Annotated in this window: 7 protein-coding genes; 5 read left to right on the plus strand and 2 right to left on the minus strand. The window is 43.3% G+C overall.

Annotated elements, in window-relative coordinates; all coding sequences use genetic code 11:
• Positions 1–986 precede the first annotated feature (986 nt).
• The 3 genes from FVR03_RS00970 to FVR03_RS00980 all read left to right on the plus strand — a co-directional run bounded on the left by FVR03_RS00970 (position 987) and on the right by FVR03_RS00980 (position 4,689).
• Positions 987–1,781: an alpha/beta hydrolase gene (locus FVR03_RS00970; RefSeq protein ID WP_147919886.1), complete on the plus strand. Its 795-nt coding sequence runs from the start codon at positions 987–989 to the stop codon at positions 1,779–1,781.
• A 279-nt stretch (positions 1,782–2,060) separates the two neighbouring features.
• Positions 2,061–3,809, plus strand: a complete 1,749-nt coding sequence (locus FVR03_RS00975; RefSeq protein WP_147919887.1) for an ABC transporter ATP-binding protein — start codon at positions 2,061–2,063, stop codon at positions 3,807–3,809.
• 448 nt (positions 3,810–4,257) lie between these two features.
• A complete protein-coding gene (locus tag FVR03_RS00980; protein ID WP_147919888.1) occupies positions 4,258–4,689 on the plus strand; it encodes a PepSY-like domain-containing protein in 432 nt (143 codons plus the stop codon).
• Positions 4,690–5,164: 475 nt separating this feature from the next.
• Here the strand turns inward: FVR03_RS00980 and FVR03_RS00985 are convergent, their stop codons facing one another.
• Positions 5,165–6,700 carry a S8 family peptidase gene (locus FVR03_RS00985; protein ID WP_147919889.1) on the minus strand — a complete coding sequence of 512 codons (1,536 nt, stop codon included), beginning with the start codon at positions 6,698–6,700 and terminating at the stop codon, positions 5,165–5,167.
• A 1,966-nt stretch (positions 6,701–8,666) separates the two neighbouring features.
• Between FVR03_RS00985 and FVR03_RS00990 the strand changes: the two genes are divergently transcribed.
• Both FVR03_RS00990 and mug read left to right on the plus strand, forming a co-directional pair.
• Positions 8,667–9,293, plus strand: a complete 627-nt coding sequence (locus FVR03_RS00990) for a putative outer membrane beta-barrel protein (protein ID WP_147919890.1) — start codon at positions 8,667–8,669, stop codon at positions 9,291–9,293.
• Between the two features lie 46 nt (positions 9,294–9,339).
• Complete coding sequence (gene mug / locus FVR03_RS00995) at positions 9,340–9,885, plus strand: G/U mismatch-specific DNA glycosylase (RefSeq protein ID WP_147919891.1); 546 nt, start codon at positions 9,340–9,342, stop codon at positions 9,883–9,885.
• 229 nt (positions 9,886–10,114) lie between these two features.
• Here mug and hpf read toward each other — a convergent pair whose 3' ends face one another.
• Entirely contained in the window at positions 10,115–10,420 is a 306-nt protein-coding gene (gene hpf / locus FVR03_RS01000) for a ribosome hibernation-promoting factor, HPF/YfiA family (protein ID WP_147919892.1), read from the minus strand.
• Positions 10,421–11,015 lie beyond the last annotated feature (595 nt).

Consider the following 11,015-nt stretch of genomic DNA (forward strand, 5'->3'; position numbering starts at 1 on the left):
TAATGGTTAAACAAGCCTGCTGCGTATTTGTTTAGCATCTGCTGCTCCTTTGCTAAAAGACCGTGAGGGAGCTTATTCCTGATGGCTTATCTGCTGAAAGGTACGAACTTTTAGTTGCAGGAGGAATACCTGCCGCCTGAAACTGAAAGTGGAGCGGGTAAAGGTGTAACAGGTAAAGATGTTGGTATACCAGATTTATGTTAACAGGCTTTTGCAAAAGCTTAACAAACGGCATATTTTGGAAGATAGTAATGCTCAGACTTGTTTTAGTCAGTTCAGAAAAAAACAATACGCGGTACGTTGAAGAAAATTCTTCTGCACCGCGTATTGCCTATTGTTTAGTGTCGGCTTTACTCTGCCTCTTTATTATACCGCACTCCAAAGAGTTAAGAATAATCGGCGAGAGCAGCCTGATCATCTATCTTTATTTTCGCGAGTTATCGACGAACCGGAACTAAAGCCAGTTTCCTCTCTTCCTGAAAAAAACTGCTTTTTACGTTATTGAAGATTCTAATTAGTTGAACTAACAAATTGGATGTTTCTTTCATGATTACGTTTTTAAGTTTACTTTATTAACGAGGTACTCCATTAATAAAACATAATTTATGAAAAAATGTTAGGATATTTTTTTAAATAACTGAATTTAATTTTTTTAGGATACCAAATCAGGCATTATTAATAGAGGTTAAACCCATTATCAAGAAGGTAACAAGTTGGTTTAGCTGCTGGTATAATTAGGCTCCGGGTATTATTATTTTATGGATGGTTATTTATTTAAGCTTGAAAGAACTTGTTTGCTACTGGGTTGAAGGCATGTTTGTATTATGTTGATTTAAAAAAAATACTACATAAAAGTTTTTGCTGTAGACTTAGGTAGTGAATAGTCAACTTTCACAAATTAAGGTTGAAGTCTGAAAAATTATACAAAAAGAAGAAATCCGAAGAAGGAGGTTTACTCGTATGTACAGTTCAAGAAAAACACACCTATGAAAACTATAATTTTTGTACACGGCATGTTTCAGAACCCGAAAAGCTGGACTAAATGGATTGAATTTTTCAGCGAGCGCGGCTATAACTGTCTGGCTCCGGCCTGGCCTTACCACGAGGGCGAACCCAGCGCCTTACGAGCCAATGCCCCTGATGGCCTGGGTAATTTGTCGCTCGACGAGGTAGTGACAACTGTAGAGCGACTCGTGCTGGAGCAGGAGACGAAGCCTATTGTAATTGGCCACTCGGTGGGCGGACTTGTAGTGCAGCTATTGGCAAACCGAGGCTACCTGGAGGCTGGCGTTGCTATTAACTCTGTTGCCCCAAATGCTATGCTCGATTTTGACTGGAGCTTCTTTAAAAATAGTGCTGTTATCGCCAACCCTTTAAAAGGAGATGAGCCCATTTATATGGATCTGGAAACATTTAAAACAGCTTTTGCCAATACGCTCTCCGATGAAGAGGTAGCAATTGCATACGAGCAGTTCGCCACCCACGATAGCCGTAATGTACTTCGCGATTGCATGGGTGGTTCCGGAAAAATTGACCTGAGCCTGTCGCACCCACCACTGCTTCTACTGGCTGGCGAAAAAGACCAGATTATTCCACCTACTCTGGTTGAGAAAAATGCAAAGGCTTATGAAGATGAAGGTGGTGTGATCAGCTTTAAAGAGTTTGCAGGCAGAAGCCATTTTATTTGTGGTGAACCCGGCTGGGAAGAAGTTGCCAGCTATACGATTGAATGGCTTAAAACACATGAGCAACCCGATACTCCTGTAACAGCGTTAACTTAGTCTAGTTACACTTAGCTTAAAAGCCTTCCTCAAATGGGGAAGGCTTTTTTATTTGTCTGGTTTTTTATGTCAGTATATGAACTACTATTTAAGTTCCGGCTTCTTGTAATGAGCAGCAGATGTAACGTGCAGGTGCTTTAGGAGCTTAGGCCTCTGTTTCAAGGGGGGAATAAATTAACGAAGCAGGCATAACAATTTAGCCTAAAATTATGAACTTACAGGCTGCCTGGCAATTTGCTCCTCTGCCAGAGCTTGTGCTGCTAATAAGCCCTTTACACTATGTCAAAAAATAAAAAGCTTAAAAACGTTACCATTGGTCATGTGTTTAAAACCATTGTGTGGCCACGTAAAAAACACTTGTCTGTTGGGCTGCTGCTGGTTATTATTAGCAGGTTATCTGGCCTGGTGCTTCCAGGTGCCAGCAAATACCTGCTCGACGATGTTATTCCGAATAAAGATACCACGCTGCTCATGTGGCTTATTCTGGTAGTAAGTATTGCCATTGTTATACAGGCGGTCACCTCTTTTGCCCTCACCCAGATTTTAAGTGTGGAGGCGCAGCACCTTATCTCGCAATTGCGGGCAAAGGTGCAACGGCACATCATTCAGCTTCCGATACGGTTCTTCGACAATACTAAAACAGGCGAACTGGTATCACGGATTATGACAGATGTGGAGGGGGTGCGGAACCTGGTCGGCACAGGTTTTGCGCAAATGATCGGCGGAGTGCTTACTTCCCTGATCTGCCTGGCTGTTCTAATTTACCTTAGTCCGCTCATGACGTTTTTTGTCCTGTTTCCGGTGGCTATTTTTGGGCTTATCTCTTTAAAGGCATTCGGCAAAATACGCCCCATCTTCAGAGAGCGAGGTGTTATAAATGCGGAAGTAACCGGTAGACTAACAGAGACTTTAGGCGGTGTACGCGTTATAAAAGGATTTAACGCCGAGGAGCAGGAAATCAAGACCTTTGAAGACGGCGTAATGCGCCTGTTTCTAAATGTAAAGAAAAGCCTGATCACGACCAGCATCGTTACAAGTTCTGCTACCTTGCTGCTCGGCCTGGCTTCTGCAGGTATAATGGGCATAGGTGGTTACCTTATTATGACCGGCGATATTACTACCGGCGATTTTCTGGCTTTCACACTTTTCCTGGGCTTTATGATTGCGCCTATTTTGCAGATGAGCAACATCGGGAGCCAGTTTACCGAAGCCTTTGCCGGGCTGGACCGCACAGAAGAAATTCTGAACATGCCCCTGGAAGATGATGGAGGTCTCAGAGTTATTTCTCCCGCACATATTTACGGCGATGTAGTGTTTGATAGCGTTTCGTTTGCTTATGAACCTGGAAAGGAGGTGGTGCAGGATATCAGTTTTAAAGCTCCTTCCGGATCGGTTACGGCCCTGGTCGGTACGTCTGGCTCAGGTAAAAGCACCATTGCCGGGCTTGCAGCTTCTTTTCTTAATCCTGCGAGTGGTCTTATTACCGTAGATGGCCTCGATCTGCAGCATATTAGCTTAAAGAGTTACCGGAGCAGGCTGGGAGTGGTGCTGCAGGACGATTTTCTATTTGAAGGTACCATCAGAGACAATATTATGTTCCCACGCCCTAACGCAAGCGAAGAGCAATTGCAGCAAGCAGTAGCAGCAGCGCATGTGCAGGAGTTTACAGACAGGTTCGAAGACGGACTGAATACGCTGATAGGCGAGCGAGGCGTAAAGCTATCTGGGGGGCAGCGGCAACGTATTGCCATTGCCAGAGCCATTTTAGCAGACCCACGCATCCTCATTTTAGATGAAGCCACCTCCAACCTCGACACAGAGAGCGAAAGCCTGATTCAGGCCAGCTTAAAATCGCTGATGCAGGGCCGCACCACCTTCGTAATCGCGCACCGCCTCAGCACCATCCGGCAGGCCGACCAAATACTGGTAATAGAGCAAGGCCGTATTGTGGAGCGCGGCCAGCACGAGGAGTTGCTTCAGCAGCAGGGGAGGTATTACCAACTCTATACTTACCAAGCCCGAATTTAAAGTTGTTGAGGTGTAGGTAATGTCAGATGAAGTATTGATACTGTTTACTATAAATCCAGTTTTAATTGAAGTTTTTAGCTATACAACCAGGAATCGGTTCTGTAGTAGTTTACTTTAATACAATTTATAATACATTTTATTGGGGCTTACAATTTTTTAATAAAAAGAAAAATTATATTAAATGAATCTTCTTTTTATAAGAAATAATAACTCTGGCTGGCTGTCAGGTGAAATATGCAACTATAGTAATATTATTAAATTTTTAATTTAATATGATTTTAATTTCGTTTTAATTAAAATTTAAGGATAAAAATTGGCTTAAATTAAACAAAATTTAAAAAAGTGCAGTATAAGTTGCTTAGGTGATATAAAGATGTAGTGTTGAAATGCTATATCGGTAAAATTATAAAGCCTGTTATTGTTTAAGTTATTACATAAAGAAGCAACTATGAAAAAGTTAGTATTTATCATGGCATTAGGTTTTGGTATCAGCACAGCGGCTATTGCGCAGAACGATGTTCCGGAACAAATTAAGAGTAGCTTCAGCAACTCGTATTCTCAAGCCACAGATGTAGAGTGGGATCAGAAAGATGATAGCTACCACGCTAAATTTGAGGTTAACAACCAGGAACACTACGCCGTGTACAACGAAGATGGCACCCTTGAGAAAAAAGGACGCGAAATTGCCCCTTCTGAATTACCACAAGCAGTAAGAACTGCCATAGACCAACAGTATGCTAACCGCACCATCGAGAAAGCCGGCACAGTAGAGAAAGATGGCAAAACCATGTACAAGGCTAAGCTAGATGGCGATGACGAAGACCTGAAAGTTATTTTTAACGCTGACGGTACAGTCGTGAAAGAGAAAGAGAAAAAATAATTAGAAGTGCGTTTTTATGAAAAAGGGCAGTCCATGCAGGGCTGTCCTTTTTTGTTTTTATGATCTTGTTCTAATGAACAAATGACTTTTGGTTGCCGGTGAAGGGGGCATAGTACTACGTGCGCTCAACTAAACCATGTCGGCTAGACCCTTGGCAAAATTCAGATGAAAAACCTTTTGAAGGCCGTTTTCATTTGAATAATTTAGAAGAAAACAAGAATACAGGGTTGATTATCAGGCAAAACTTCCTTGAATGTACTTAACAATCCTGCCATGCAATAATAAAACACATAAGTCGCTGCAAAGGAGTTTTAGGAAGACCAGAGGCCGCGGAATAATCGTCACGAAGCGAGAATGCTCACGCTATCATAATTTATAATTTGGCAAAGCAGTAGTTGGTTTCACTGATCGCCAAAAACAAAATTGCCTGCAGAACGATTGTTCTGCAGGCAGTTTTAGTACTGTTGTTATGCTGTTATTGAGTCAGGGTAACGGCACGCAAGGCATTTAAACGTCCGTAGCCATAGTAAGGATCACGGCCTGGTTTGCCCAGATCATCGGCTGACGCTCTCATTCTGGCAAGTACTTTGGCTGGGTCCATCTGACCGCCGTTCTGGCCAATAATTAAAGCGGCTACGCCTGTTGCATGAGGTGCAGCCATACTGGTTCCTACAGACCAGTAATAGCTGGCAGCGCCTGGCGTCAGGTTGCTACCTGTGCTGAATACATAATCGAACACGTACACATATTGCGTTACACCGGCAATAGTGGCTATTTCGTTGCCAGGGTACATGTAGTCGCCACCCGGGGCAGCAAACTGAACATCTTTTATACCATAATTTGAGTACGAAGCCAGGTTATCCATAAAGGTGTTGAGCGGGTTCAGCGCCCAGCCACGAGGAGCGGTAGCAGAGATAGAAATAACCCCTGATGAGCTGGAAGGAATGTGCACCAACGACTGATCGGCATTTCCATTGTTGGCATCGTTACCAGCAGAAGCGATAAGGGTTACGCCATTTTTAGTTGCATAGCGTGTAGCGCGGTCGAGCGCAATTAGTAATTCCTGCACCCCTTTGGTATCGCCTTTAACCAGAAAATCGTCAGTCGGATCATTAGGCGTGCCATTGTCGTCGAGGTACTTGCCGTTGCGGTACAAGGAGGCACCAAGGCTCATGTTAATAACGTCGGCCCCTTGTTGGGTTGCGTGCACAATGCCATCAATAATCCAGGAGAAAGCCCCTGAACCTGTATCGCGGAGTACTTTTACAAGAATAAGCTGGGCTTCTGGTGCCACACCAATAATGCCAATGCCGTTGTCGGCAGCGGCAATAGTGCCGGCAGTGTGGGTGCCGTGGCTACCAACACCTGGTAAGGCATAGCCCAATTGTTCACCTGTTACAAAGCTTTTGCTTGCAGCCAGGTCAATGTTTGGAGCCAGGTCAGGATGATCTAAGTCGAAGCCGGAATCCAGCACTGCTATACGCACACCTTTGCCACGCGCTCCAGCGTTCCAGGCTTCCGATGCCTGAATGGCAGCATGGCCCCATTGCAAGTCGAAAAAGCGATCGTTGTCGCCGCTGAAAGGTGGTGTTCCGTAGTTTTCAAGTGCAACCACTTTCTGATCTTCCGGCTTCAACCATTCTATTTCGAGGTCGCGCACAACAGAGCGTACACCAGGTATTTTGCTGGCTTTGGCTACAAATTCTGGATCTTCAGAAAAAACTGAGGCTACACCGGCTTGGGGCATAAGCTTGTTTACTTTGCCGTTTGCGGCAGCCAATTTACTTTCGAGGCCTGCCGGCAGTTGTTCCTGGGTCGAAAGCACAATGTAATGTTTGCCCCTGTACTTAATTTTAGAGGCGCCATTGGCAATCTGGGCTTCTGAGGTGGCATCCAGACTTAAGCTGGCAGCCGGATCTACCTCAACTTCTGGGTTACAGCCGAACAAGCCCGCTAGAGCAAAAACCAGAGGGTAGGCTAATTTGGATGGAGTAAATTTTTTTGTGATCATAGATGAGTTGAATTGAAGTTAAAAAAATATAAAAAAAAGCTCTTCCAGACGTAGCTAATAATTTAGCTGCGGATAAACAGGATTATAATAAAAGGCAATAAATAACAATGTCACAGCATGTCAGAGATGCCAGGATGTTGCGTAGGTAATAGAGATAAGAGGTGGAAAACTATAAGCGATTGTATTATAATAACTAATAAACCTGATCAATTTAAGGTTAATAAATTATCTGACCAAACATTTTTGTCAATTTTTTAAATGAATTTTAAAATAAAAATATTCTATTTTTCTAATTAAGAGCCTTACTGGGCATAACTAATATTCTCTAGAAAAACTTAATATATTACGGCTGACGTACTCAAATTTTGCGAAATTCTAATTTGTAAGCTATATCCAGCTGAATAATTAAGAAAATGGAAATAGAGTAAAAGTTAACAATACAAAGCTATAACCTGTATAAAATTATTTTCTTTCCTTAATCAGGTTACCTGGTAAAAGAGATGGCGCAAAAAAAATTAACGGTGATTTGAAAAAGTATCACGCTCAAAATAGGATTTTTGGCTTTTATGCCTTTAAAGCTCAAGTTCTGCAAAATTTAATTTTTTAGTGTTGATAATAAGTAACTGATTATGAGTGTTTTGTGCTCATGCTTGCTGAGTGTCTTTTTAATATTTTTTCGAACCAGGTGCTTTAGTTTGCATAATTCATCTGGGCTCCCTCTTATCATTTATATGATTTAAATTATTCACTGATGTTACCCACATTTACTTAGGAGGTATGTCTAAGCTTTTTGCCAACTCTCTTAGCTGCTGCTTTTTCCGGTGCACTTAAGCATTATTGTTTTATTAGTAGAGGTCTTAGCGCTCAAGCCCGCGGGGCCTCGTTCTTGAGCATCGCGCTGCTGCATCTTTCCTGCCCGCAAGCGGGCTGCCGCTCCCGCGGCACCGGAAACCTGCAAAGGCGCTCAACCCAAGAACTGGGATTTGCACTACGAGCCTCAGCTACACCGCCAGCAAATAATTTGTTGGGTTCGGATTATAAAATTTAATTGAATATCCTTAGTGTGTAACATCAATTATTACAATGGAAACGGTCTTCCAAAGCTTTTTTCTACAATTTGCGCCAAGGGTCTTCATCAAGTAGCCTTCCATTAACAGTTGAATCTTAACGTGATTAACCGCATCATTCGGAAGTAATTACAGATAAGGGGTAAGCGTAAGACTTGTTTATTAACTAACAACTTCAGCAATAGAAGGCATCTTTTAACTTAAAAGAAAAACAGGTTTTCCTAATCAGTTGCGCCATGTGTTATACAACTGATATTATTAGATGGTCTTAACCCTTGGATCAAAATTGAGAATTTTACTTTGGAAGGCCTTTTTAATTAGAATAATTTGGATTTCATTGAAACAAGTCTGGTTCTGAACCGACTAGTACCTACCCTTATACTGCCCTCAAAATCAAGCTTGTCAGGCTTGAGTCTGTATAGATAATCAGGACGTTGTTTTCCTATTTTCAGCAGGATGATCTCATTGTCGTGTTGCTGTTCAGGCTCCCAATGGGCTTTGCTCGCTGACGACAACACCCGGCAAGGGCAGAAACTGAGAACAGCACTTACTTTTGGTTTACAGATGCTATTAGGGCCTGTACCAGCTTTGGACTTTGGCAGTGGTTAGAGCCGGAAACTGTGGCGAAAGGTAGTTGGTAGCATCTGAGAGTATGGCAAGCAGGCTGAGTGAAAGCTGATCTGGAATAGTAGATTTAATCTTTACCCCAACTCAGGGCAGCCACAAGTACCACTGGTTTAAATAAAATATGAAATTTTTCAGAACAAAGAACAAGGCTTAGGAGTTTAAAAAACTGGTCAGCAGTTTAATTAGAACGTAACAGCCGGTTGTTTTCTTTCTGTTGGCCCTACCGGCTGCTGTAGCAGCTAAAATTTACACCTTCTAAAATCTCCTGAAACATGAAAAAAACAGTACTTGCACTTATGCTGCTTCTGATCGCTTTCTACTCGGAAGCCCAAAACAGAGAAGTAATAACCGTTACATCAAATGAAAGAAGAGTATGGGTAGGCGCCCAGATTGGCCTGAATGCCTTTACACTTACCGAAGATCCTAACTTCCGCGATTCTAGTTTAGGCTTAGGCTGGCAGTTAGGCGTTTTCGCCCGCATCGGGACGGAGCGCTTTTACCTGCAGCCGGGCGTGGAATACATGAGCAATACGATCTCTAATGTAGATAGGGCCTTAGGTGTTAACGTGGTCGCTACCGATGATATTGGGCTGCGTTACCTGCGTTTCCCGGTAATGGCCGGATATGTGGTTCGAAACGCCTTTAGCCGCGACCCGCACCTGCGCCTGCTGGCCGGTCCGTCGTTAGAGTACAACATTGGTGTTAGCCAGAACAATGTGGCTATAACCAGGCGACAAATCAGAAATGCCCAATTTGCGATAAACGCAGGTCTCGGTTTTGACCTTTGGATTCTGAACTTTGATGTGCTTTACCACCACAACCTGATGACCACCCTGAACTTCGATAATGCGGAAGGAAAGAGAAGAGGCTTTTCTGTTAGCACAGGGCTCCGCTTTTAGTTATTAAAGGAGGCTCCGGTATTGAGCCTCCTTTTTACAACTTATTATGCTTTACAAACCTACCAAAGCCGAACTTGCCTCAGCGGTAGGCCGAACCGTGCCTGACGTGATCAGGGCTGGGTTAAAGGTTCTTTTTTGTGGCATTAATCCGAGTGTTTATACGGCCGTGGTTGGTTACAATTTTGCACGGCCCGGCAACAGGTTCTGGCCCACGTTGTATGCGTCAGGGTTTACGCCACGGCAGCTGTTGCCAGGCGAGCAACAGGAGCTTTTGCAATTGGGCTACGGCATAACAAACGTGGTAGACCGTGCCACAGTGGCTGCTGCCGATTTGCGAAAAGAGGAATTGCGGCAGGGTGGGGAGCAGCTGGTGCAAAAGGTGCTGGCTTACAAACCGCAGGTGCTGGCGCTACTGGGTATTTCGGTTTACGAAGCAGCTTTCGGGCACAAAGGTAGTGGCGTTGGGCTTCAGTCTCGCACAATCGGCGACACGCAGGTGTGGGTGCTGCCAAACCCCAGCGGCTTAAACGCTCATTTCCCACCCAGGCGACTAGCCGAAGTTTACCGCGAACTGAAATACTATGTCGGATAAAGTAATGATGCGCTGTATCTGAAGCTCCCATGGGAAAGCCAGGAGCGCGTGAAGCGCCAATGCCGCAGAAAAGCTACAAGTAAACCGTTGCTGATGCCTCTCGCCCACAAGATTTTTCCAAAACAATAGAATAATTAAAGCTGCACCACCCTTGGATTTATTTAATCTAAAAAGACCGGCTGCACGCTCTATTTAGCGTGCAGCCGGTCTTTATTCAAGGTAATGGGCTCTATCGTTTTTCGAGTTGGCGTCTGAGCTTTTCCTCAACATTTTTCAGAGGCTCATACCAGTTGTCGCCTTTGTCTTCGGCAAAAACGTCGTTGCCGGGTATACCTACCCGCATACTAACTTTTTTTGCGTCAGTCGAGTGGTTGGCTTCTTCTTTAAAATACACATCAACCGAATCGATTTTACTGGCGTGCCGCTTTAACTTAGAAATGGAATTGCGAACATGTTGTTGAATATCATCTGAAATAGAGATATCTACTGCTTGTACGTCTATTTTAATGCCTTCAAAGTTTTCTGTATAATTCATAGTGTCTTTATAAGTTAATTGGATTCACCTGCACAGGGCGCAGGCTCATGTATCTGTCGTTCATTTTAAACGGGCAGGCCGCATATAGGTTAGCGCAGATGCTAATTTCAGTTTATTTCCTTGCTCCCCGCACCTCTATTGCTTTACCTGATGCTGGCATGCCGGCTCTAAACCTGCCTCTTTTACAAGGCCTTACCAGATCGGTTATGCAGGAGAGGCTGCAAAAGGAAACGCAGCAAAAAATGTATACCAGAAGTACAGGCAAGAACTAAAAACCATGTGCTGATTCAGGTGCTGTAACATATCCCACCCTTGACACTTGGAACCTGAAAAAGCTTCTGAAGGGCATTTTGATTTAAATAATTGCTATAGATGGATTTAAATGGCACTATTATGAAAATATATTGAACATTGTTTTGCTCTAGTTGTTTATATTAAGTAGATGGATATCAACTTCAGCTAATGCCTCTACTTTTCTGCTCCCCTTGTGATCAAAATTTTGTCCTGCCAACTTTAAATCAAACTTCATTAGTGTCCAACTATAACTAAAACATATTCAGCTGGTTAGAATTATTATCACCTGGTTTTTGTAATT

Source organism: Pontibacter qinzhouensis (assembly GCF_008017455.1).
Taxonomy (GTDB): Bacteria; Bacteroidota; Bacteroidia; order Cytophagales; family Hymenobacteraceae; genus Pontibacter; species Pontibacter qinzhouensis.

Excerpts from the sequence above, each read along its gene's own strand:
- FVR03_RS00970 (WP_147919886.1), top strand. The coding sequence starts at position 987 with ATGAAAACTATAATTTTTGTACACGGCATGTTTCAGAACCCGAAAAGC.
- FVR03_RS00975 (WP_147919887.1), top strand. The coding sequence starts at position 2,061 with ATGTCAAAAAATAAAAAGCTTAAAAACGTTACCATTGGTCATGTGTTT.
- FVR03_RS00980 (WP_147919888.1), top strand. The coding sequence starts at position 4,258 with ATGAAAAAGTTAGTATTTATCATGGCATTAGGTTTTGGTATCAGCACA.
- FVR03_RS00985 (WP_147919889.1), bottom strand. The coding sequence starts at position 6,700 with ATGATCACAAAAAAATTTACTCCATCCAAATTAGCCTACCCTCTGGTT.
- FVR03_RS00990 (WP_147919890.1), top strand. The coding sequence starts at position 8,667 with ATGAAAAAAACAGTACTTGCACTTATGCTGCTTCTGATCGCTTTCTAC.
- mug (WP_147919891.1), top strand. The coding sequence starts at position 9,340 with ATGCTTTACAAACCTACCAAAGCCGAACTTGCCTCAGCGGTAGGCCGA.
- hpf (WP_147919892.1), bottom strand. The coding sequence starts at position 10,420 with ATGAATTATACAGAAAACTTTGAAGGCATTAAAATAGACGTACAAGCA.